General features: G+C 73.3%; 23 protein-coding genes. 3 read left to right on the top strand and 20 right to left on the bottom strand.

Annotated features, from left to right (window positions below; all coding sequences use genetic code 11):
• Positions 1–140: 140 nt before the first annotated feature.
• The 4 genes from groL to ACFWJO_RS08010 all read right to left on the bottom strand — a co-directional run bounded on the left by groL (position 141) and on the right by ACFWJO_RS08010 (position 3,520).
• Entirely contained in the window at positions 141–1,772 is a 1,632-nt protein-coding gene (gene groL / locus ACFWJO_RS07995; protein WP_384423038.1) for a chaperonin GroEL, read from the bottom strand.
• Between the two features lie 117 nt (positions 1,773–1,889).
• Positions 1,890–2,198 (bottom strand): co-chaperone GroES, encoded by a 309-nt coding sequence (gene groES, locus ACFWJO_RS08000; RefSeq protein WP_057584642.1) that lies wholly within the window; start codon positions 2,196–2,198, stop codon positions 1,890–1,892.
• Between the two features lie 174 nt (positions 2,199–2,372).
• The gene (locus tag ACFWJO_RS08005) at positions 2,373–2,588 is read right to left on the bottom strand and encodes a hypothetical protein (RefSeq protein WP_386863948.1); all 216 of its coding nucleotides are present in this window, start codon (positions 2,586–2,588) and stop codon (positions 2,373–2,375) included.
• Positions 2,585–3,520: a polysaccharide deacetylase family protein gene (locus ACFWJO_RS08010; RefSeq protein ID WP_386863949.1), complete on the bottom strand. Its 936-nt coding sequence runs from the start codon at positions 3,518–3,520 to the stop codon at positions 2,585–2,587. Before ACFWJO_RS08010 ends, ACFWJO_RS08005 begins: the two co-directional genes overlap by 4 nt.
• A gap of 160 nt (positions 3,521–3,680) precedes the next feature.
• Between ACFWJO_RS08010 and ACFWJO_RS08015 the strand changes: the two genes are divergently transcribed.
• The gene (locus tag ACFWJO_RS08015; RefSeq protein WP_386863950.1) at positions 3,681–4,865 is read left to right on the top strand and encodes a methyltransferase domain-containing protein; all 1,185 of its coding nucleotides are present in this window, start codon (positions 3,681–3,683) and stop codon (positions 4,863–4,865) included.
• On the opposite strand, the gene ACFWJO_RS08020 is transcribed toward ACFWJO_RS08015, so the two are convergent.
• The 8 genes from ACFWJO_RS08020 to tsaB form a co-directional block, all read right to left on the bottom strand.
• Positions 4,810–5,502, bottom strand: coding sequence for a hypothetical protein (locus ACFWJO_RS08020; RefSeq protein WP_386863951.1), 693 nt, complete (start codon positions 5,500–5,502; stop codon positions 4,810–4,812). The two genes, ACFWJO_RS08015 and ACFWJO_RS08020, sit on opposite strands and share 56 nt — an antisense overlap.
• Positions 5,503–5,528: 26 nt before the next feature.
• The gene (locus ACFWJO_RS08025; protein ID WP_386864073.1) at positions 5,529–6,752 is read right to left on the bottom strand and encodes an RNA polymerase sigma factor; all 1,224 of its coding nucleotides are present in this window, start codon (positions 6,750–6,752) and stop codon (positions 5,529–5,531) included.
• Between the two features lie 125 nt (positions 6,753–6,877).
• A complete protein-coding gene (locus tag ACFWJO_RS08030; protein WP_386863952.1) occupies positions 6,878–7,243 on the bottom strand; it encodes a YciI family protein in 366 nt (121 codons plus the stop codon).
• Between the two features lie 105 nt (positions 7,244–7,348).
• A complete protein-coding gene (locus tag ACFWJO_RS08035) occupies positions 7,349–8,215 on the bottom strand; it encodes a polysaccharide deacetylase family protein (RefSeq protein WP_386863953.1) in 867 nt (288 codons plus the stop codon).
• Between the two features lie 46 nt (positions 8,216–8,261).
• Positions 8,262–8,504: a hypothetical protein gene (locus ACFWJO_RS08040; protein ID WP_384423044.1), complete on the bottom strand. Its 243-nt coding sequence runs from the start codon at positions 8,502–8,504 to the stop codon at positions 8,262–8,264.
• 20 nt (positions 8,505–8,524) lie between these two features.
• Positions 8,525–9,628, bottom strand: coding sequence for a tRNA (adenosine(37)-N6)-threonylcarbamoyltransferase complex transferase subunit TsaD (tsaD, locus tag ACFWJO_RS08045; protein WP_386863954.1), 1,104 nt, complete (start codon positions 9,626–9,628; stop codon positions 8,525–8,527).
• Positions 9,618–10,103 (bottom strand): ribosomal protein S18-alanine N-acetyltransferase, encoded by a 486-nt coding sequence (gene rimI / locus ACFWJO_RS08050; protein WP_386864074.1) that lies wholly within the window; start codon positions 10,101–10,103, stop codon positions 9,618–9,620. The genes tsaD and rimI overlap by 11 nt, the downstream gene beginning before the upstream one ends.
• Positions 10,104–10,120: 17 nt before the next feature.
• Positions 10,121–10,789 carry a tRNA (adenosine(37)-N6)-threonylcarbamoyltransferase complex dimerization subunit type 1 TsaB gene (gene tsaB, locus ACFWJO_RS08055; RefSeq protein WP_386863955.1) on the bottom strand — a complete coding sequence of 223 codons (669 nt, stop codon included), beginning with the start codon at positions 10,787–10,789 and terminating at the stop codon, positions 10,121–10,123.
• A 109-nt stretch (positions 10,790–10,898) separates the two neighbouring features.
• On the opposite strand from tsaB, the gene ACFWJO_RS08060 reads away from it, so the two are divergent.
• Positions 10,899–11,468 (top strand): hypothetical protein, encoded by a 570-nt coding sequence (locus tag ACFWJO_RS08060; protein WP_386863956.1) that lies wholly within the window; start codon positions 10,899–10,901, stop codon positions 11,466–11,468.
• 49 nt (positions 11,469–11,517) lie between these two features.
• Here the strand turns inward: ACFWJO_RS08060 and ACFWJO_RS08065 are convergent, their stop codons facing one another.
• The 8 genes from ACFWJO_RS08065 to glmS form a co-directional block, all read right to left on the bottom strand.
• Complete coding sequence (locus ACFWJO_RS08065; RefSeq protein WP_386863957.1) at positions 11,518–11,718, bottom strand: hypothetical protein; 201 nt, start codon at positions 11,716–11,718, stop codon at positions 11,518–11,520.
• A gap of 111 nt (positions 11,719–11,829) precedes the next feature.
• The gene (tsaE, locus tag ACFWJO_RS08070; RefSeq protein ID WP_386863958.1) at positions 11,830–12,321 is read right to left on the bottom strand and encodes a tRNA (adenosine(37)-N6)-threonylcarbamoyltransferase complex ATPase subunit type 1 TsaE; all 492 of its coding nucleotides are present in this window, start codon (positions 12,319–12,321) and stop codon (positions 11,830–11,832) included.
• Positions 12,322–12,331: 10 nt separating this feature from the next.
• On the bottom strand, positions 12,332–13,522 hold the full coding sequence (locus tag ACFWJO_RS08075) for an alpha/beta fold hydrolase (RefSeq protein ID WP_386863959.1): 1,191 nt from the start codon (positions 13,520–13,522) through the stop codon (positions 12,332–12,334).
• Between the two features lie 18 nt (positions 13,523–13,540).
• Positions 13,541–14,689: an alanine racemase gene (gene alr / locus ACFWJO_RS08080; protein WP_386863960.1), complete on the bottom strand. Its 1,149-nt coding sequence runs from the start codon at positions 14,687–14,689 to the stop codon at positions 13,541–13,543.
• 36 nt (positions 14,690–14,725) lie between these two features.
• Positions 14,726–15,589 carry a L,D-transpeptidase family protein gene (locus ACFWJO_RS08085; RefSeq protein WP_386863961.1) on the bottom strand — a complete coding sequence of 288 codons (864 nt, stop codon included), beginning with the start codon at positions 15,587–15,589 and terminating at the stop codon, positions 14,726–14,728.
• Between the two features lie 115 nt (positions 15,590–15,704).
• Positions 15,705–17,147, bottom strand: coding sequence for an NAD(P)H-hydrate dehydratase (locus ACFWJO_RS08090; RefSeq protein ID WP_386863962.1), 1,443 nt, complete (start codon positions 17,145–17,147; stop codon positions 15,705–15,707).
• Positions 17,148–17,150: 3 nt separating this feature from the next.
• Positions 17,151–17,519: a holo-ACP synthase gene (locus ACFWJO_RS08095; RefSeq protein WP_384423012.1), complete on the bottom strand. Its 369-nt coding sequence runs from the start codon at positions 17,517–17,519 to the stop codon at positions 17,151–17,153.
• Between the two features lie 40 nt (positions 17,520–17,559).
• On the bottom strand, positions 17,560–19,407 hold the full coding sequence (gene glmS, locus ACFWJO_RS08100) for a glutamine--fructose-6-phosphate transaminase (isomerizing) (RefSeq protein WP_386863963.1): 1,848 nt from the start codon (positions 19,405–19,407) through the stop codon (positions 17,560–17,562).
• A 145-nt stretch (positions 19,408–19,552) separates the two neighbouring features.
• On the opposite strand from glmS, the gene ACFWJO_RS08105 reads away from it, so the two are divergent.
• Positions 19,553–20,773 carry an acyltransferase family protein gene (locus ACFWJO_RS08105; RefSeq protein WP_386863964.1) on the top strand — a complete coding sequence of 407 codons (1,221 nt, stop codon included), beginning with the start codon at positions 19,553–19,555 and terminating at the stop codon, positions 20,771–20,773.
• The last annotated feature ends 6 nt before the right edge of the window (positions 20,774–20,779 follow it).

The raw sequence follows: 20,779 nt of genomic DNA on the forward strand, positions 1-20,779 counted from the left end.
GGGTTTGGGGGGAGTCCTACCTTCTGGTCTGGGTGGAGCATTTCGTCTCTGTGGAGTCCGGGGTGCCCCGCCACCTGAACGCCCTGGTTCCCGGTCCCCCACCGACGGGACCCCCGGGCCTCGGTGGTCAGCTACGAGCCTCAGTGGGAGTGGCCGTGGCCACCGTGGCTGTGGCCGTGGTTCTCCGGCTCCTCCTCCTTCTTCTCCACCACGAGGGTCTCGGTGGTGAGGAGCAGGGAGGCGATCGAGGCGGCGTTCTCCAGGGCGGAGCGCGTCACCTTCACCGGGTCGATGACGCCGGCCTTGACCAGGTCGCCGTACTCGCCGGTGGCGGCGTTGAAGCCCTGGCCCTTGTCGAGCTCCGCCACCTTCGCGGTGATGACGTAGCCCTCGAGGCCGGCGTTCTCGGCGATCCAGCGCAGCGGCTCGACGGCGGCGCGGCGGACGACCGCGACACCCGTGGCCTCGTCGCCGGTCTTGTCGAGGTTGCCCTCGAGGACCTTGACGGCGTGGACCAGCGCGGAGCCACCACCGGAGACGATGCCCTCCTCGACCGCGGCGCGGGTCGCGGAGATGGCATCCTCCAGACGGTGCTTCTTCTCCTTCAGCTCCACCTCGGTGGCGGCGCCGACCTTGATCACGCACACGCCGCCGGCCAGCTTCGCGAGGCGCTCCTGGAGCTTCTCGCGGTCCCAGTCGGAGTCCGTGGCCTCGATCTCGGCCTTGATCTGGTTGACGCGGCCGAGGACGTCCTCGGAAGAGCCGGCGCCGTCCACGATCGTGGTGTCGTCCTTGGTGACGGTCACGCGGCGGGCGGTGCCCAGCACGTCCAGACCGGCCTGGTCGAGCTTGAGGCCGACCTCCTCGGAGATGACGGTGGCACCGGTGAGGGTGGCCATGTCCTGGAGCATCGCCTTGCGGCGGTCACCGAAGCCGGGCGCCTTGACGGCGACGGCGTTGAAGGTGCCGCGGATCTTGTTGACGACGAGGGTGGAGAGGGCCTCGCCCTCGACGTCCTCGGCGATGATCAGCAGCGGCTTGGAGCCACCGGCCTGGATGACCTTCTCGAGCAGCGGCAGGAGGTCCTGGATGGAGGAGATCTTGCCCTGGTTGATCAGGATGTACGGGTCGTCGAGGACGGCCTCCATACGCTCCTGGTCGGTCACCATGTACGGGGACAGGTAGCCCTTGTCGAAGGCCATGCCCTCGGTGAAGTCGAGCTCCAGGCCGAAGGTGTTGGACTCCTCGACGGTGATGACACCGTCCTTGCCGACCTTGTCCATCGCCTCGGCGATGAGCTCGCCGACCTGCTGGTCCTGCGCGGAGAGCGCGGCGACGGCGGCGATGTCGGACTTGTCGTCGATCGGGCGCGCGGTGGCGAGCAGCTCGTCCGAGACGGCCTTGACGGCGGCGTCGATGCCCTTCTTCAGGGCGGCCGGGGAGGCGCCGGCGGCGACGTTGCGCAGACCCTCGCGGACCAGGGCCTGGGCGAGCACGGTGGCGGTGGTGGTGCCGTCACCCGCGATGTCGTTGGTCTTGGTCGCCACCTCCTTCACCAGCTGGGCGCCGAGGTTCTCGTACGGGTCCTCGATCTCGACCTCGCGGGCGATCGTGACACCGTCGTTGGTGATGGTGGGGGCGCCGAACTTCTTGTCGATGACGACGTTGCGGCCCTTGGGGCCGATCGTCACCTTCACCGTGTCGGCCAGCTTGTTGACGCCGCGCTCAAGGGCGCGACGGGCGTCCTCGTCGAACTTCAGGATCTTCGCCATGGGAGCGATTCAGCCCTCTCGGAATTCGTTGAAATAACTGCGCCCCTGGACGCCCGCGGTGAAGCCAGGGGGTCAGGGGCGCAGTTCAAAGCATCTGTGCAGGTGCCTTGAGGTGACTTACTTCTCGATGATCGCGAGCACGTCGCGAGCCGAGAGGACGAGGAACTCCTCGCCGTTGTACTTCACCTCGGTGCCGCCGTACTTGCTGTAGAGCACGACGTCGCCGACCTTCACGTCGAGCGGAAGGCGCTCGCCGTTCTCGAAGCGGCCCGGGCCCACGGCGAGGACGGCGCCCTCCTGGGGCTTCTCCTTCGCGGTGTCCGGGATGACCAGGCCAGAGGCGGTGGTCTGCTCCGCGTCGAGCGGCTGGACCACGATGCGGTCCTCGAGCGGCTTGATGGCAACCTTGGAGCTGGTGGTCGTCACGATCCGACCTCCCCCTTCGGAGATCTCACGGGGTTAACTGTCTGAGGTGGCGACCAGGTGGATCCGTCGTCGCGGGTGCCGGACCTGCCCGTCGCTGTGTTGGCACTCTCCTTCGGGGAGTGCCAGAGCCGAGACTATGACCGCGATTAGCACTCGGTCAAGCGGAGTGCCAATTCACGACCCCGTGGCGTGACGGGCCGGTGCCGCTCCCTCCCGGAGAGGGGGAACGCTCGGGCGGATCTTGTGGTTCCGTACGAGCGGGCTCACCTTCTCCGCGGCCTTGCGGCCCAGCCGTTCGATCGGGTCGACCGAGGAGGCGCAGGCCGGGACGGCGGCGAGCAGCGCGCCGGTCAGGGCCAGGGCGGCGGTCAGCCGGCGCGCCCGGCTCATACGTAGTCCTCCAGCTTCGCGACCGCGTACCCCTTGGCCGTGACCGTCTTCATCACCCTCCGGATCATGTCCGGCATGCTGCCCTTCCAGTCCTCCTTGCCCCGGAAGTGGGTGAGGATGATGTCGCCGGGGTGCAGGTCCCGGTCCCATTCGCGCCATTCCATGTGGTCGGGGAAGGCCTCGGACGCCCACAGCGGGACCGCCTTGACGCCGCAGGACTTCGCCGCGCGCAGGGTGTCCTCGTTGTAGTTGCCGTACGGCGGCCGGAAGAGCGGGGGCCGCTTGCCGTAGCGCTTCTCGATGACGTCCTGCATCCCGCAGATCTGCCGCTTCTGGTCGTCGTAGTCGAGGCCCGGCAGATAGGGATGGGTGAGGGTGTGGTTGTGCAGGGACACCCCGGCGTCCCGCATCTTCTCGAAGTAGCCGTAGTCGCTCTTCACCAGGTAGTTGCTGAGGAAGGCGCTGTACGGGATCTTCAGCTCGCTCATCATCCGCAGCAGCTCGGGGTCCTTCTCCGCGCCGTCGTCGATCGTCAGGAAGACGATCTTCTCCTTGGTCGGCACGGTGGTGAAGACCGGCGGCAGGCCCGTCCCCTTGGTCTCGAAGCCCTTGCGGGTGGTGATCCTCGGCTTCACCCTGGGCGGCTCGGGCGCTTCGAGCGGCGGCTGGGCCAGGCCCCACTTCTTCGCGGCGGCGACCCTGGCGGCGCGCGCCTTGCGGACGCGCTGGACGTACGCGTCGAGCGCGCCGGCCGCGCCCTCGACGCGCGGCTGCTGGCCCGCGGCCGGCCTGGCCGGTCCGGCCGGGGCGGGCCGGTCCTCCGCGGCGGGCCCGGCACAGGCGGCGCCGAGCGCGCCGACGAGCAGGGCGGCCCCGACCGCCCGCACACCCCGGAAGAGGGGCTTCTGTTCCTTTTGTCTGACAAGCTGCATGGCGCCGCATCCTGTCAGCGGCGCGCCCTTCCGGGCCGCCGACACCACCGGCGGCCGTCCACCGTCCCCCGGCCGGCCCGCACCCGTCCGGACCAGGGCCCGTCCGGGAGGCGGCGGCCCGGCACCCCGGACCGGTCCCGGCGCCACGGGACCCGCCAGAATGGGAGGGGTGACCGACCTCGCCGCCTTCGCCGCACTGCTCGCCCCCGAGGGGCAGGCCCTCCTCGACGCCCTGCGCGACTACGACCCCGCCCAGGAGCTGGCGGTCGCCTCGCGCCTGCGCCGCGACCACCCCGCCGAGCTGGTCTCGGCGGCGCTCGGGCAGGCCCGGCTGCGGCAGCGCGCGGTCGCCAAGTTCGGCGCCGAGGACGCCCACCGGATGTACTTCACGCCCAACGGCGTCGAGCAGTCCACGCGGGCGAGCGTCGGGGCCTACCGGGCGGAGCGGATGCGGGCGCTCGGCGTGCGCTCCGTCGCCGACCTGTGCTCCGGCATCGGCGGCGACGCGATCGCGCTGGCCCGCGCCGGGATCTCCGTGCTCGCCGTCGACCGCGACCCGCTGACCGCCGAGGCGGCCCGCGCCAACGCCGCCGCGCTCGGCCTCGCGGACCTGATCGAGGTCCGCTGCGCCGACGTGACCGAGATCGACACCAGCCCGTACGACGCCGTCTTCGTCGACCCCGCGCGGCGCGGCGGACGGGGCCGCATCTTCGACCCCGAGGCGTACTCGCCGCCGCTGTCCTGGGCGGTCGAGGCGGCCCGCAAGGCGCCGCACGCGGCCCTGAAGATCGCGCCCGGCATCCCGCACGAGGCGGTGCCGGAGGAGGCCGAGGCGGAGTGGATCTCGGACGGCGGCGACGTGAAGGAGGCCGTGCTCTGGTTCGGCACCGAGCCGGGCGCCCGCCGCGCCACGCTCCTGCCCGGCGGCGCGTCGCTCACCGGACGCGCGCTGCCCGACCCGGCGGTCCGGCCCGTCGGCCGCTACCTGTACGAGCCCGACGGCGCCGTCATCCGCGCGCACCTGGTCGCCGAGGTCGCCGAGCAGCTCGGCGGCGGGCTGATCGACGAGACCATCGCGTACGTCACCGCGGACGAGCTGCGGCCCACGCCGTACGCCGCCGCGTACGAGATCACCGACGAACTCCCCTTCAACCTCAAGAAGTTGAAGGCCCTGCTGCGGGAGCGCGAGGTCGGCACGCTGACGGTGAAGAAGCGCGGCTCGGCCGTCGAACCCGAGGAGATCCGCCGCCGGGTGAAGCCCAAGGGCCCCAACGCGGCGACGGTGCTGCTCACTCGGGTCGCGGGGGCTCCGACGATGCTGATCGGGGGTCCCGCCGGCGGGTGACCGGGCCGGTGACCCGGAGCGCCAGGCGGTAGTGGGAGACGGCCTTGGTCAGCCCGATGAGGCCGTTGATCCAGAGGATCAGCGCGACGCCCATGCCGTACGCGACGAGGCCGTAGCCGCCGTCCAGGCCGATGCCGTCGGCGTCCCGGGAGGTGCCGGCCGGGACGGCGAAGCCCAGCCACAGGCCGGTGCCGCACATCGCGGCGGACAGCAGCATCCAGGAGACGCTCAGGAGTGGCGCCCGCAGCCGCGCGTCGGTGGGCCCGTGCCGGTCGAGGACCGCCCACTGGACGAGCCGCTCGCGCGCGATCCGGTCCTGCCGCACGGACCGCACGGTCAGCCACACCGCCGGCACGAGGACGCCGATGCCGAGCGCGGCCACGATCAGGCCGACGAACATCGTGATCGGGTCGAGGATCGCGCCGCCGAGCGAGGTGAGCAGCACGCCGACCATTCCCCAGCCGAGCTGGAGCATCAGGAACCAGGCGAGGAAGAGCGCGAGCCGCCCGCCGCCGAGCAGCCGCCGCCCCAGCGCGTCGAGCGCCACCGCCCGGTCGACGAGCCGCGCCTCGCGGTCGGGCCAGTTCTGGATCTCGGCGGGCGGGGGCGGCGGAGGCATCGGTATGCGCGGGGACATGGTGGAAGACCCTACCCAGGCACTCTCTACGCCCCCGTTTCCGGGCCGAGTTCACGGGCCCGCTCGCGCAGCAGGGCGCGCTCCCGTTCGTTGCGGGTGAGTCCCGCCGCGCGCGCGAACTCCGCCCGCGCCTCCTCGGTCCGGCCGAGCCGGGCGAGGAGGTCGCCGCGGACGCTCGGCAGCAGGTGGTAGCGGTCGAGGGCGGGCCCCGCGGCGGCGGCGAGCGCGTCGACGAGGGCGAGGCCGGCGGCCGGGCCCTCGGCCATGGACACCGCGACGGCCCGGTTGAGCTCGACGACCGGTGAGGGCGCGACGGCGGCGAGCCGCCCGTAGAGCGCGGCGATGGTGGCCCAGTCCGTCTCCTCGTAGGTCGCCGCCCGCGCGTGGCAGACGGCGATGGCGGCCTGGAGGGCGTACGGACCGGTGGCGCCGCCCACCGCGACGGCCCGCTCCAGGGCGGCGAGGCCGCGCCGGATCAGCAGGCGGTTCCAGCGGGAGCGGTTCTGGTCGGCGAGCAGCACCGGCTCGCCGCCGGGTCCGGTGCGGGCCGCCGTGCGGGAGGCCTGGATCTCCAGCAGGGCGGCGAGCCCGTGGACCTCGCCCTCCTTGGGCATCAGGGCGGTGAGCTGCCGGGCGAGCCTGAGGGCGTCCTCGCAGAGCGCGGGGCGCAGCAGGTCGTCGCCGGCGGTGGCCGCGTAACCCTCGTTGAAGACGAGGTAGATGACCTCGAGGACGGAGTCGAGCCGGGCCGCCCGGTCCGCCCCGTACGGCACCTCGAAGGCGACGCCCGCCCTCGCGAGCGAACGCTTCGCGCGCACGATCCGCTGCGCGACGGTCGCCTCCGGCACCAGGAAGGCCCGGGCGATCTCGTCCGTGCGCAGCCCGCCGACCAGGCGCAGGGTCAGCGCCGTGCGGGCCTCGGCGGACAGCACCGGGTGGCAGGCGGTGAAGACCAGCCGCAGCACGTCGTCGTCGATGTCGCCGGGGCCGGAGGGCTCGGGGTCGTAGGACTCCTCCGTGAGCTCCCGGCCGGCTTCGGCGAGCTTCCGGGCGTACGTCTCGCGGCGGCGCACCAGGTCGACCGCCCGGTGCTTGGCCGCGGCCGTCAGCCAGGCGCCGGGCCGCTCCGGCACTCCCTCGCGCGGCCACTGCTCCAGGGCGGCGACGAGCGCGTCCTGGGCGATCTCCTCGGCGATGCCGATGTCCCGGACGATCCGGGCCACGGTCGCGACGACGCGGGCGGACTCCATCCGGAAGACCGTCTCCACCGTCTCTTCGACCGAGCCTCCGCGGGCCTGTGCCGTCACGCCTCACATGACAGCACAGGCCACCGACAACGCGCGGGACGGGCGCCGGGACGGGTCCCGGCCCGGGTTCAGTCGGCCGGCATCTCCTCGACCTCGCGGACCTCGAGGCCCACCTTCCAGTGCTTCGGGTGGACCTCCAGGAACCGCTTCCCCCACTCGACCGCCTCGGCCATGTCCTTGCACTGCAGCATGGCGTAGCCGCCGACGACCTCCTTGGTCTCGGTGAAGGGGCCGTCGGTGTACGAGAGCTTCCCGTCCGACCAGGTGATCCGGGTGGCCTCGGCGGTGGGCCGGAGCCCGGCGGTGTCCACCATGGCGCCCGCCTTGGTGATCTCCTCGAAGAGCGCGCCCATGCGCTCCTCGAAGCCGGGGTCGGCCGACGCCATGTCGATGGTGTTCTCCTCGATGCGGACGAGGGAGAGGTAGCGGGGCATGGTGACTCCTCGGGTGCGGGTGGCGGGGCCGTTCCCCGCCTTCCACTCATACGTCGAACGGGACGGCCCCGCATCGACACCCCGCCGGAATCTTTTTTCGAGGGATCAGACGTAGTCCTCCAGGCGCGCCACGGTGAAGCCCTGCTCCTGGATGTGCCGGAGCAGGTTGGTCATCATCTGGGTCATCGTGCGGCCCTTGAGTTCGGACGGGCCGCGGAAGTGGGCCAGGATGACGTCGCCGGGGTGGAGCTTCCGGTCGCCGCGCTGGTACTGCATGTTCTGGATCTGCATGGACTCGCGCCACAGCACGATCGCGTCCACGCCGCACTCCTTCGCCGCCGCGCGCGTGTCCTCGTTCCAGTTGCCGTACGGCGGGCGGAAGAGCCGCGGGCGCTCGCCGTATCGTTTCGCCAGCTTCTCCTGCTGCCCGCAGATCTCCCGGCGCTGGGCGTCCCGGGAGAGGGTGCGCAGGTTGGGGTGGGTGAGGGTGTGGTTGGCGAGGCCGTGGCCCTGGGCGACGAGCGGCGCGAAGTACGCGTAGTCGGCGCTGATCGCGGAGTCGGTGAGGAACATCGTCACCGGCACGTCGAGGTCCCGCATCATCGCGACGAACTCGGGGTCCTTCTCCGCGCCGTCGTCGATCGTGATGAAGACGATCTTCTCGCTGGTCGGGACGTCGCTGATGACCGGCACCTGGCCGCCGGCCGTCCGGGTCCGCGGCTTCTTCGCGGGCGGGGCGGGCGGCTCCGCGAAGGGCTCCAGGCCCCACTTGCGGTACGCGGCGGCCCGCCGGTCGGGCGCCGCCGGGGCGTCCGGGGCCTTGTCGCCGGCCGAGGGGGCCGCCGAGGGGGCCGCGGAGCCGGACGCCGGGGCCGTGCGGTCGGGGGTGTCGGCGTCCGCCGCCGACGTGCAGCCGGTCGCGAACAGAGCAACGGCGGTCAGCGCCGCCCACAGCGCGAGGGTCTTCTTCACGCGCTGTGGGATGCCCGTTCGGGACGAAAGGTTGCCTCCGGTACGACTATCCGACTGACTCGAAGCGCCATCGGTGGACCGGACGGGTGACCAGACCCGCGTCCGGCTCCGGCAGCTCCGGCAGCTCGGCGTCGAGCCCGTCCGCCGTCTCCCACCAGGTGAGGACGAGGACCCGGTCCTGCGGCGCGCGGAAGGTCTCGCGGCGCAGCGGCTCGGCCGCGAGCCGCTGCGCCCGTGCCCAGTCGAGGAGTTCGGCGCCGCGGCCCTCGGCCGCGCGCGCCTCCCACATCAGGGTGACCGTCGTCGACGTCACGAGTACAGGTTCTTCCTGCTGACCTCGTGCACGTGGTCGTGGTCGTGGACGTGCGCCCCCGGCACGTGCGACTCGGTCACCGGCAGCGAGGAGTCGGCCGACAGCTCCAGGTCGGAGGCCGAACGCCCGCGCGCGACCATCTCCGCGCCGAGCGCCGCGACCATCGCGCCGTTGTCGGTGCACAGGCCCGGCCGCGGCACCCGAAGCCGGATGCCGGCCCGCTCGCAGCGCTCCTCGGCGAGGGCCCGCAGCCGCGAGTTCGCGGCCACGCCGCCGCCGATCATCAGGTGGTCGACGCCCTCGTCCTTGCAGGCCCGGACGGCCTTGCGGGTGAGCACGTCGACGACCGCCTCCTGGAAGGACGCGGCGACGTCCCGTACGGGCACGTCCTCGCCCGCGTTCCGCTTCGCCTCGATCCAGCGGGCCACCGCGGTCTTCAGACCGGAGAAGGAGAAGTCGTACGCCGGGTCCTTCGAGCCGGTCAGACCGCGCGGGAAGGCGATCGCCTCGGGGTCGCCCTCCTTCGCGAGCCGGTCGATGACCGGGCCGCCCGGGAAGCCGAGGTCGAGCACGCGGGCGATCTTGTCGAAGGCCTCGCCCGCGGCGTCGTCGATGGTCGCGCCCATCGGCCGCACGTCGGAGGTGATGTCGCTGGACAGCAGCAGCGAGGAGTGCCCGCCGGAGACCAGCAGCGCCATCGTCGGCTCGGGCAGCCGGCCGTGCTCCAGCTGGTCGACGCAGATGTGCGAGGCCAGGTGGTTGACGCCGTACAGCGGCTTGCCGAGGGCGTAGGCGTAGGCCTTGGCGGCGGAGACGCCGACGAGCAGCGCGCCCGCGAGTCCGGGGCCGGCGGTGACGGCGATGCCGTCCAGGTCGCGCGCGGTGATCCCGGCCTGCTTCAGGGCCCGTTCGATCGTCGGGACCATGGCCTCCAGGTGGGCGCGGGAGGCGATCTCGGGCACGACGCCGCCGAAGCGGGCGTGGGTGTCGACGCTGGAGGCGACGGCGTCCGCGAGGAGCGTCGTGCCGTGGACGATGCCGACACCGGTCTCGTCGCAGGACGTCTCGATGCCGAGTACGAGCGGTTCGTCAGCAGCCATCGGAATCAGTCTCAGTTTCAGTCTCAGTTGCTTGAACGGTGTGTCGCATCACGAGCGCGTCCACGTTGCCGGGCTGGTAGTAGCCGCGGCGGAAGCCGATCGGCGCGAAGCCGAAGCGCTCGTAGAGCTTCTGGGCGCGGGTGTTGTCCACGCGTACCTCGAGGAGGACCTCCTCGCACTCGAACGCGGTCGCCGCCTGGAGGAGGTCGGTGAGCAGCCGGGCGCCGAGGCCGGTGCCCCACTGGTCGCGGGCGACGGCGATGGTCTGCACGTCGCCGAGTCCGCCGGCGGCGGCGAGCCCGGCGTAACCGACGAGCCGCCCGTCGGCCGGGTCCTCGGCGACGATGTAGTGACGGGTCGCGCGCGGCCCGCGGGCGTGCGCCAGCTCCGACCAGAACATTCCCTCCGACCAGGCGTCCTCGGGGAAGAGCTCGGCTTCGAGCGCGAGCACGGGCTCCAGGTCCCACCAGCGCATCTCACGGAGCACGGCCGTCACTTGGGGGTGACCACCTTGTAGTTCTTCGGCACCTGCGCGTCGGGGCGGCGCAGGTACATCGGCAGCGGGTCGAGGAAGCCGGCCTCCGCGCCCTCGCCGCCCGCGGCCAGCTTCTCGGCCGCGAGGGCGGCGAGCGCGGCGGCCGACTGGTGCTCGGGGTCGCGGGCGTCCGGGAAGGCGTCCGGGTAGAGCCGGGCCCCCGCGCCCACCACCGGCAGCCCGGCGAGCTGCTCGGCGATGTCGGCGGGCCGGTCGACGGAGGCCTCCGAGACGCGCGTACGGGAGTCGCCGTACCGCGCCCAGTAGACCTCCTTGCGGCGCGCGTCCGTGGCGACCGCGAAGGGCTCGTCGAGCCCGGCGGCGTAGGCGAGTCCGTCGAGCGTGCACAGACCGTGCACCGGCACACCGAGCACGGAGGAGAAGGTGGCGGCCGTGACGAGGCCGACGCGCAGTCCGGTGTACGGGCCCGGGCCGACGCCGACCACGAGACCGGTCACCGCGTCGAGCGTCAGCCCGGCCTCCTCCAGGACCCGGTCGACGGCGGGCAGCAGCAGCTCCCCGTGCCGGCGGGCGTCGACCTGGCTCGACTGCGCGACGACGGTCTCACCGTCGTGGAGGGCGACGGTCACGGCGGGTGTTGCGGTATCCATGGCGAGCAAGAGCACGCGAACAGCCTACGGCGCCGCGGCGGCGGGAGCGGCGCCCCGCCCGACCCGGGGCACGGCTGCTACGGTCGGGCACCGATACGTAGGTACGACAGAAGGTGGGCGCGCGGTGGCAAGGAGCAGCTCGGGATTCGTGGCCGGGCTCACCGTGGCGGCCGTCGCCGTGATCGGCGTCCTGGCCTATCAGGCCTCGGCCACCGCGCCGTCGCCGGCCGAGCTGGCGGCGAAGCCGTCGAAGACGAGCGCGGCGCCCTCCGCCGCGCCGAGCGGCAAGCCGACGCCGCCGGCGAAGGACCCGCTGGCACTGCCGGTGAACTCCGGTACGGGCGAGCGCGTGGTGTACGCGCTGAAGGACCGCCGGGTGTGGCTGGTCGACGCGAAGAACCAGGTCGTGCAGACCTTTTCGGTGATGCCCAGCACGGTCTCCCCGCCGCCGGGCAGCTACGCGGTGACCTCGCGGTCCGGCGCGGTGCGCGGCTCGGACGGCGTGCAGATCGAGCACGTGGTGCGGTTCGCGACGGTGCAGGACGTGTCGATCGGCTTCAGCGCGGCGGTGGACGGCTCGACGCCGAAGCCGGACCCGTCGAAGCGGACCGGCGGCATCCGGATGAAGCGCGCGGACGGCGACGCGATGTGGACGTTCGCGTCGATCGGCTCGAAGGTCGTCGTCGTCTCGTAGGACGGCGGTACGGGGCCGCGCGGAGCCCCGGGCCGTGGCGGCCCGGGGCTCAGGCGGCCTCGTCGTGGACGAGGGGCGGCACGGTCCCGCGCTCCTCGTCCTCCGCCGCCGGGGCTCCCGGCTCGCGCGGCGGGGTCGAGACGGCGCTCGCCGCGGCGCAGGAGGCCAGCAGGTCGCGCATCGAGACCATGTCCGGGGCCGCGCCCGGGACCGTGTCCGCTGTGCGTTCCGCGCGCTCCGGCGTCACCATGCCTGCCTCCCGTAGGTTAGGTACACCTAACCAAGCTCGTGCATCCATGTGACCACGGTTCGGAGCACCCGCGCAACATTTTCCCGACACGTTGTCGGAACCTACGTACGTTCAGATCAACGAGAGGTCCTCGCCGGCCCAGCGGCCGCCGATCCCGTTGAGCACGACGGTGCGCCGGTCGTCGTCCGTATCTCCCACGACGCGGTGGATCAGGACGTGCAGCCGGTCGTCGGTCAGCTCCTCGACCTTGCCGTCACCCCACTCGACCACGACCACGGAATCGGGCAGCGACACGTCGAGGTCCAGGTCCTCCATCTCGTCGAGGCCGCCGCCGAGCCGGTACGCGTCGACGTGCACCAGCGGCGGCCCCTCCACGAGCGAGGGATGGACCCGGGCGATGACGAAGGTCGGCGAGGTGACCGCGCCCCGGACGCCCAGGCCCTCGCCGAGGCCGCGGGTCAGGGTGGTCTTGCCGGCGCCCAGCTCGCCGGTGAGCATCACGAGGTCGCCGGGACGGAGCAGCTTCGCGAGGCGGCGGCCGAGCTCCTGCATCCGCTCGGGCGAGTCGACCTCGACGGTGGCCTGGATGTGCGGTGTGTCCATGCCCGCCAACTTATCCGCTGCCGGAACCCGCGTTCTCCGGGCGTGGCACCGCGCCCGCCCGGGCGAGCAGATCGGCGATCCGGTCGGTGACCGCCTCGGGATGCTCCAGCATCACCAGGTGCCCGGCGTCGGGCACGATGACCAGCTCGGCGTCCGGCAGCAGATCGGCGATGGCCTCGGTGTGCGAGCTGGGCGTCACCAGGTCGCGGTCGCCGGCGAGGGCCAGCACCGGGACCGCGCGGAAGGCGGCCAGGGCGGCCGCCTTGTCGTGCTCGGCGAAGGCCGGGTAGAACTCCGCGACGACGTCGATCGGGGTCGACTCGATCATCCGCTCCGCGAACCGGACGACCGCCGGGTCGACGTCCTTCGACGAGAACGAGTACTTCTTGATCAGCCCGGCGAACAGGTCCGCGGTGGCCCGCCGACCCCGCTCCACCAGCTCGGCCTGCGAGCCGAGCGCCCGCAGCACGCCCGGAAGGACCCGGCGCACCGCGTTGACGCCGGCCGTCGGCAGCCCGTAGTTGACCTCCCCGAGCTTCCCTGACGACGTGCCCACGAAGCCGACGCCGACGACCCGCTCGCGGACGAACTCCGGGTGCCGGTCGGCGAGCGCCATCAGCGTCATCCCGCCCATGGAGTGCCCGATCAGGACCAGCGGACCCTCGGGCGCGGCGGCGTCGAGCACCGCCTTGAGGTCGCGGCCCAGCTGGTCGATGGAGACGGTCACCCCGTCCGGCCCGCGCCCGGAGCGGCCGTGGCTGCGCTGGTCCCAGTGGACGGTGCGGACCAGACCGCGCAGGGCGGCGCGCTGGAAGTGCCAGGAGTCCTGGCTGAGGCAGTAGCCGTGGCTGAAGACGACGGTGACCGGCGCGGGCGCCTTGCGCCCGAAGAGCCTGCGCCTGCGGGAGGCGGCGGCCTTCGCGGTGGTGGGCGCCGGGCCGGCGGCCGTCGGGCCCGCGGCCGCCGGGTCGACCTCGTCCACCTCGTAGTAGAGCTCGGTCCCGTCGTCGGCGACCGCCCGCCCCGGCGTGCCGCGCAGGGCGCCGTACGGACCCTCGGCGTCGAGCGCGAGCCGCGCCTTCTCCCGTACCGCACGGCCCACCGTCAGCCGCTCGATGGCGACGCCGGCCGCCGCACCGGCCGCGAGCACGCCTATCGCGGCACCGGCCCAGCCCGCGCGCCGCCAGGTGTCCTCGCCCACGGCGTCCTCCTCCCCTGTCTACTCCCCCACGTAGACGCGCGGGACGCGCGCGCCGATCCGGGTGACGATCTCGTACGCGATGGTGTCGGCGGCCTCGGCCCAGTCCTGCGCCGTCGGCTCGCCCCGGTCGCCGGGCCCGAACAGCACGGCCTCCGTGCCGGCCTCGGGCACGTCGCCGCCGAGGTCGACGACGAACTGGTCCATGGCGACCCGCCCGGCCACCGTACGCACCCGGTCGCCGACGAGCACCGTCCCGCGGCCCGAGGCGTGCCGCGGGACGCCGTCCGCGTAGCCCAGCGGGATCAGGCCCAGCGTCGTCTCGCCGGGCGTGACGTAGTGGTGCCCGTACGAGACGCCGTGCCCGCCCGGCACCCGCTTCACCAGCGCGACGCTCGCCTTGAGCGACATCACCGGCCGCAGCCCCAGCTCGGCGGAGGTCCCCAGCGCCGGGTCGGGCGACACGCCGTACATGGCGATGCCGGGCCTGACCAGGTCGAAGTGCGCCTCGGGGAGGGTGAGGGTGGCCGGCGAGTTCGCGATGTGCCGCACCTCGGGCTCGATCCCGGCCTTCTCCGCGTAGTCCAGCATCGAACGGAAGACGTCCAGCTGCGCCGGGACCGACGGGTGTCCGGGCTCGTCGGCGCAGGCGAAGTGGGACCACAGGCCGGTGACCTTGACCAGGCCCTGGGCCTCGGCCTTGAGCGCCTCGGTGACGAGCTCGGGCCAGTCGGCGGGCTGGCAGCCGTTGCGGCCGAGGCCGGTGTCGGCCTTGAGCTGGACGCGCGCGGGGCGGCCGGTGGCCTGGGCGGCCTCGGTCACTTCCCGGAGCGCCCACATCCCGCTCACGGACATGTCGAGCCCGGCCTCGATGCCCTCGGCCCACGGGTCCCCGGGCGTCCACAGCCAGCACAGGATCCGCGGCTCGCGCAGCCCGGCCGCCCGCAGCGCGAGCGCCTCGTGCGGCGTGGCCGTCCCGAGCCACGTCGCTCCGGCGTCCAGCGCGGCGCGGGCGCAGCGCACGGCGCCGTGGCCGTACGCGTCGGCCTTGACCACGGCCATCATCTGGACGTGCGGCGCGACGCGGGCGCGCAGCGTGCGGACGTTCGCACGCAGCGCGCCGAGGTCGATCTCGGCGCGGGCTCGGCGGTGGAGTGCTGTCTGAGTCATCGCGCCCAGTCTCTCAGGTGTCGGACGCGGGGGGCGTCAGGCCTCGGGCCGCCTGCCCCAGACGTAGACGTGGTCGTCCTGGCGCAGCACGTCCCAGAGCTTCTTGGCGTGGGCGTACGACAGGTTCACGCAGCCGCGGCTGCCGGTGGGCGTGGCGATCTGCCCGTAGACGCCGTGGAAGGCCTGGCCGCCGTCGAAGAACTGGGAGTAGGGCATGGGCGTGTCGTAGATCGACGACCAGTGGTCCTTGTGCCGCCAGTAGACGGTGTGCCACCCGGTCCGGGTGCGGTAGCCGGGCCGGCCGCTGCGGATGTTGACCACGCCGAACGTGACCTTCTTCCCCTTCTGCACCCACATCAGCTCACGGTCGAGGTCGACGCAGGCGACGGGGTACGTCATGACGGGGCACCGGCCGGCGGCGTTGGGGTTCTTGCGGGCGGCGAGCAGCTCGGCGCGGGACCAGGTGACGGGGCCGGCGTACCCGTTCGCCGGCTTGATCTTCTCGCGCTGCTGGAACGCCCGGATCGCCTCGCAGTCGGCGGTGGACTGCCGTCCGTCCACCGGGAGCCGCAGCAGCCGCTCGACCCGCCGCTGGTGGGGCCCGGCCGTGGCCGTGCAGGCGGCACCGGCGGCGCTGCGGGGCAGGTACTCGACGAGCTCGTCGACCTCGCCGGCCGGCACGGGCGTGGGCCTGGACACCTCCCCTTCGGACCGGGTCGGCGGCAGCACCTGGTCGGGCGTGTCCATCGGGTACTCGGACCGCCCGGCCCCGGCGACGCCGGGCACGAGCACCTCTGCGGGCTCGGGCGCGTCGGCGGCGGAGGCGGCGGGCAGGCCCGGAACGAGAACGACGGCGAGGAACGCGGCGGCGAGCCGCCGGTGGCATCGGGATCTGATCACGCGCCCATCCCACGCCGCCGCTCCGGCGTCCGCCTGCGGTGCGCCACGTGCGGAGCAACGCTTTCGCCCGAGTGGCGGCGGGGCGCCCGCGGGGCGCCGCGGCGGCCGGGTGCCCTCAGGACCGCACGTCCCGCCACGCCTCCGGCAGCGCCGTCGCCACGTCGTTCGCGGCGATCGGGGACGTGCCGCGGGAGGTGTGGCGGGCTGCCAGGCCGTGGAGGTAGGCGGCGGCCGAGAGGGCGTCGACGGGGAGGAGACCGGCGGCCAGCAGGGAGCCGGCCAGACCGGAGAGGACGTCGCCGCTGCCGGCCGTGGCGAGCCAGGGGGTGCCCGTCGGGTTCACCCGGACCGGGCCGGTGCCGCCCGGCCCGCACACCAGCGTCGTGGAGCCCTTCAGGAGCACCGTCGCGCCGTACCGTTCCGCCAGTTCGCGGACCGCCGCGAGCCGTCCGGCCTCCACGTCCTCGCGGGCCGTGCCCAGCAGCGCCGCCGCCTCGCCGGCGTGCGGGGTGAGCAGGGTGGGCGCGGTGCGGGCGCGGACCGTCGCGGCGGTCAGGCCGCGCAGCCCGTCCGCGTCGACGAGGACGGGCACGTCGGAGGCGAGGACCTGGTCGAGGGCCGCGCCCGTGCCGGGGCCCTCGCCGACCCCGGGTCCCACGACCCAGGCCTGGACGCGGCCCGCCTTGTCCGGCGGCCCGCCGTGCACCAGCGTCTCCGGATGAGCGGCGATGACCGCCTCGGCCGCCGGCCCGACGTACCGCACGGCGCCGGCCCCGCCCCGCAGCGCCCCCGCGACCGCGAGGACCGCGGCGCCGGGATAGCGCGCGGAGCCGGCGACGACGCCGACGACCCCACGCCGGTACTTGTCGCTCTCCGCCGCCGGCTCGGGCAGCAGCCGGGCCACGTCCTCGTGCTGGAGCGCCTCCAGGTCGGGCACCGACGGAAGGGAGAGCCCGATGTCGACGAGCCGGAGCGCGCCCGCGTACTCCCGTCCCGGGTCGACGAGCAGCCCCGGCTTGTACGTGCCGAAGGTGATGGTCGCGTCGGCGCGCAGGGCCTCCCCCGCGACCTCACCGGTGTCGGCGTCGACGCCGCTCGGCAGGTCGACGGCGACGACGACCGCTCCGGAGCCGCGCGCCGCCCGGGCCACGGGCACGGCGTCGGGCCGCAGCCCGCCCCGCCCGCCGATCCCGGTGATGCCGTCCAGGACCAGGTCCGCGACCGCCAGGGCCTCGTACGGATCCTCCGCGACCCGCCCGCCGGCCGCCCGCAGGGAGGCCAGGCCCGCCTCGTGCGCCCGGGAGCCGAGCAGCACCGCGGTGACCCCGGCGCCGCGCCGGGCGAGCCGGGCGCCGGCGTACAGGGCGTCGCCGCCGTTGTCGCCGCTGCCGGCGAGGACGACGACCCGCGCCCCGTACACCCGGCCGCGCCCGAGCAGCGAGCAGCAGGCGGCGGCGAGTCCGGCCGCGGCCCGCTGCATCAGGGCGCCCTCCGGCAGCCGTGCCATCAGTTCGGCCTCGGCGGCCCGTACGGTCTCCACGCGATGAGCGGTACGCATGGGTCAACCCTCCGCGATCACCACCGCCGACGCCACTCCCGCGTCGTGACTGAGCGACACGTGCCAGTGCTTCACGCCGAGTTCGGCGGCCCGGGCGGCGACGGTGCCCCGCACCCGCAGCCGTGGCTGCCCGCTGTCCTCGACGTACACCTCGGCGTCGGTCCAGTGCAGGTTGCCCGGCGCGCCGAGGGCCTTGGCCAGCGCCTCCTTCGCGGCGAACCGCACCGCGAGGGAGGCGGGCCCGCGCCGCTCGCCGCTGGGCAGCAGCAGTTCGTGCTCGACGAAGAGGCGCTGCAGCAGCCCCGGTGTCCGTTCCAGCGACGCGGCGAAGCGGTCGATCTCCGCCACGTCGATCCCCACCCCGATGATCATCCGTTCACTGCCTCACTCGCTCGCTCACGCACACACACCTTCACTCCACGGTCACGGACTTGGCCAGGTTGCGCGGCTGGTCCACCTCGTTGCCCCGGGCCGTCGCCAGTTCGCAGGCGAAGACCTGGAGCGGCACGGTGGAGACCAGCGGCTGGAGCAGCGTGGGCGTGGCCGGGATGCGGATGAGGTGGTCCGCGTACGGGACGACCGCCTCGTCGCCCTCCTCCGCGATCACGATGGTCCGCGCGCCCCGGGCCCGGATCTCCTGGATGTTGGAGACGATCTTGTCGTGGAGGACGGACCGGCCGCGCGGCGAGGGGACGACCACGACGACCGGCAGGTCCTCCTCGATCAGGGCGATCGGCCCGTGCTTGAGCTCGCCCGCCGCGAAGCCCTCGGCGTGCATGTACGCGAGTTCCTTGAGCTTGAGGGCGCCCTCCAGGGCCACCGGGTAGCCGACGTGCCGGCCGAGGAAGAGCACGGTGTCCTTGTCGGCGAGGGAGCGGGCCAGCGCGCGCACCGGCTCCATGGTGTCCAGGACCCGCTCGACCTCGTCGCCGATCCGCGCCAGCTCGCGGACCACGGCGTGGATCTCGTCGCCCCACTTGGTGCCGCGCACCTGCCCGAGGTACAGCGCGAGCAGGTAGCAGGCGACGAGCTGGGTGAGGAAGGCCTTGGTGGACGCGACGGCGACCTCGGGTCCGGCGTGGGTGTAGAGCACGGCGTCGGACTCGCGCGGGATGGTCGAGCCGTTGGTGTTGCAGACGGCGAGCACCTTGGCACCCTGTTCGCGGGCGTGCCGCAGCGCCATCAGGGTGTCCATGGTCTCTCCGGACTGGGAGATGGCGATGACGAGGGTCCGCTGGCCGAGGATGGGGTCGCGGTAGCGGAACTCGCTGGCGAGTTCGACCTCGCACGGGATGCGGGTCCAGTGCTCGATCGCGTACTTGGCGATGAGTCCCGCGTGGAAGGCGGTGCCGCACGCGATGATGACGATCTTGTCGGCCTCGCGGAGCACGGCGTCGGGGATGCGCACCTCGTCGAGGCGGAGGCGCCCGTCGGCGCCGATCCGGCCGAGGAGGGTGTCGGCGACCGCCTTGGGCTGCTCGGCGATCTCCTTGAGCATGAAGTAGTCGTAGCCGCCCTTCTCGGCGGCGGAGGCGTCCCAGTCGATGTGGTACGCCCGTACGTCGGCGGGGGCGCCGTCGAAGTCGGTGACGGTGACGCCCTCGCGGGTGAGCTCCACGACCTGGTCCTGGCCGAGTTCGATCGCCGAGCGGGTGTGGGCGATGAAGGCGGAGACGTCGGAGGCGAGGAAGTTCTCGCCCTCGCCGACGCCGACGACGAGCGGGGAGTTGCGACGGGCGCCGACGACGACGTCGGGCTGGTCGGCGTGGACGGCGACGAGCGTGAAGGCGCCGTCGAGGCGCTTGCAGACGAGCCGCATGGCCTCGGCGAGGTCGCCGACGGAGGAGAACTCCTCGGCGAGCAGATGGGCCACGACCTCGGTGTCCGTCTCGGACAGCAGGTCGTGGCCGCGCTCGGCCAGTTCGGCCCTGAGGGCGGCGAAGTTCTCGATGATGCCGTTGTGGACGACGGCGACGCGGCCCGCGTTGTCGAGGTGCGGGTGCGCGTTGGCGTCGGTGGGGCCGCCGTGGGTGGCCCACCGGGTGTGTCCGATGCCGGTGGAGCCGCTCGACAGCGGGCGGTCCACCAGTTCCTTCTCCAGGTTGACGAGTTTGCCGGCCTTCTTGGCCGCGGCGAGGCCGCCGTCGGAGAGCACCGCGACCCCGGCCGAGTCGTAGCCGCGGTACTCGAGCCGCTTGAGGCCGGCGATCACCACATCGAGCGCCGACTGTCCGCCGACGTAACCCACGATTCCGCACATGACGGCAGCCTACGGCGGAACGTCCCGGACCGGCCGGACTCGGATCGGCTCGGGTGCGGCATGTCCGTGCTCTCTTCGTGTCCTGTCCGTGCACCGGGCGTGCACCCGGCCGTCACCCGGGCGCCGCCGGGACCGCCGAGGCTCGGTGCTTTCGCCGTACGACCCGTACGCCCCTCGCAGGACTCGTACGACCCGTACGACCGCACGGACCCGGGAGTGGGACATCGTCACCGTCATCCGAAGCCGTGGTGCGGGAACCGCGACCACCGGCGCCACGACCGCCGCGGTCGTCCCGACGCGGATGGACTCCCTCACCGGCCTGCGCTGGTTCGCCGCCTTCGGGGTGTTCCTCTTCCACACCTACGGCTACGCCAAGGAAGCCCCGGCGCTGATGCGGCTGATGACGACGGGCTACGAGGGCGTGGTGTTCTTCTTCGTCCTGTCCGGCTTCGTCATGGCGTGGGTCGCCCGCCCCGGGGACACCCCGGCCCGCTACTACTGGCGCCGCCTGGCCCGCATCTGGCCGCTGCTCGCCGTCACGACGCTGGTCTTCGCCGTCCTCGAGAAGGAGTGGCTGCGGCTGCCGGTCTCGACGGCGGACGTGGTGTGGACGCTCACGCTGGCCCAGGCCTGGAGCACCGACCACTTCTACAGCCTGAACATCGTCACCTGGACGCTGTCCGTCGAGGCCTTCTTCTACCTGCTCTTCCCGCTGCTGTTCCGGCTTCTGACGCGCTGTCCGTCATGGCTGCTCGTGGCCCTGGCCGCGCTGACGCCGCTGGTCACGGCGGCCACGCACGTGGTGGCGCCGCGCCTGGACCTGGCGCCGGAGGAGGCCCGTCTGGTGACGTCCTCGCCGCTGTCGCTGACCCCGATGTTCGTGCTCGGCGTGTGCGCGGCCCTGCTGGTACGGCGCGGCCACCGCCCGCCGTTCGGTTCCGGCACCGCGCTCGCGCTGACGGCCGGCTCGCTGTTCGTGGGCTGGCTGTGGCTGGGGCACCCGGGCGCGGTTCCGTGGCTGGCGCCGGAGCCGGGCGCGCTCGACGCCCTGGTGATGCCGTCGTTCGCGGTGCTGATCACGACGGCGGCCGTGGGCGACCTCCGGGGCCGCCGCTCTCCGCCGGCGCGCCGCCCGCTGGTGAAGCTCGGCGAGTGGTCCTTCGCCTTCTACATCTGCCACCTGGTGATGCTGCGGATCTTCCGCCACCTGGGCCTCGGCCCGAGTCCGGGTCTGCGCGCCGACGCGCTCTCGGTCGCCCTGGTGCTGCTGACCACGCTCGCCCTGGCGGCCCTGCTCCACGAGTACCTGGAGAAGCCGGCCGAGCGCCGGCTGCGGGCCCTGCTGCCCGGGGACCGCACCCGCTGAGCGAGT

The organism is Streptomyces sp. NPDC127092 (assembly GCF_042722475.1).
Lineage (GTDB): Bacteria > Actinomycetota > Actinomycetes > Streptomycetales > Streptomycetaceae > Streptomyces.

What these genes read in the sequence shown, in the direction of transcription:
- ACFWJO_RS08005 (WP_386863948.1), bottom strand. Translation starts at nt 2,588, where the DNA reads ATGAGCCGGGCGCGCCGGCTGACCGCCGCCCTGGCCCTGACCGGCGCG.
- rimI (WP_386864074.1), bottom strand. Translation starts at nt 10,103, where the DNA reads ATGCGCTGGTGGGACCTGGAGCCCGTGCTCGCGCTCGAAGCCGAGCTC.
- ACFWJO_RS08015 (WP_386863950.1), top strand. Translation starts at nt 3,681, where the DNA reads ATGGGAGGGGTGACCGACCTCGCCGCCTTCGCCGCACTGCTCGCCCCC.
- ACFWJO_RS08065 (WP_386863957.1), bottom strand. Translation starts at nt 11,718, where the DNA reads ATGGTGACGCCGGAGCGCGCGGAACGCACAGCGGACACGGTCCCGGGC.
- groL (WP_384423038.1), bottom strand. Translation starts at nt 1,772, where the DNA reads ATGGCGAAGATCCTGAAGTTCGACGAGGACGCCCGTCGCGCCCTTGAG.
- ACFWJO_RS08020 (WP_386863951.1), bottom strand. Translation starts at nt 5,502, where the DNA reads ATGTCCCCGCGCATACCGATGCCTCCGCCGCCCCCGCCCGCCGAGATC.
- ACFWJO_RS08090 (WP_386863962.1), bottom strand. Translation starts at nt 17,147, where the DNA reads ATGCGTACCGCTCATCGCGTGGAGACCGTACGGGCCGCCGAGGCCGAA.
- ACFWJO_RS08030 (WP_386863952.1), bottom strand. Translation starts at nt 7,243, where the DNA reads ATGCCCCGCTACCTCTCCCTCGTCCGCATCGAGGAGAACACCATCGAC.
- tsaE (WP_386863958.1), bottom strand. Translation starts at nt 12,321, where the DNA reads ATGGACACACCGCACATCCAGGCCACCGTCGAGGTCGACTCGCCCGAG.
- alr (WP_386863960.1), bottom strand. Translation starts at nt 14,689, where the DNA reads ATGACTCAGACAGCACTCCACCGCCGAGCCCGCGCCGAGATCGACCTC.
- ACFWJO_RS08025 (WP_386864073.1), bottom strand. Translation starts at nt 6,752, where the DNA reads ATGGAGTCCGCCCGCGTCGTCGCGACCGTGGCCCGGATCGTCCGGGAC.
- glmS (WP_386863963.1), bottom strand. Translation starts at nt 19,407, where the DNA reads ATGTGCGGAATCGTGGGTTACGTCGGCGGACAGTCGGCGCTCGATGTG.
- tsaD (WP_386863954.1), bottom strand. Translation starts at nt 9,628, where the DNA reads ATGGCTGCTGACGAACCGCTCGTACTCGGCATCGAGACGTCCTGCGAC.
- ACFWJO_RS08040 (WP_384423044.1), bottom strand. Translation starts at nt 8,504, where the DNA reads ATGTGGGAGGCGCGCGCGGCCGAGGGCCGCGGCGCCGAACTCCTCGAC.
- ACFWJO_RS08095 (WP_384423012.1), bottom strand. Translation starts at nt 17,519, where the DNA reads ATGATCATCGGGGTGGGGATCGACGTGGCGGAGATCGACCGCTTCGCC.
- ACFWJO_RS08010 (WP_386863949.1), bottom strand. Translation starts at nt 3,520, where the DNA reads ATGCAGCTTGTCAGACAAAAGGAACAGAAGCCCCTCTTCCGGGGTGTG.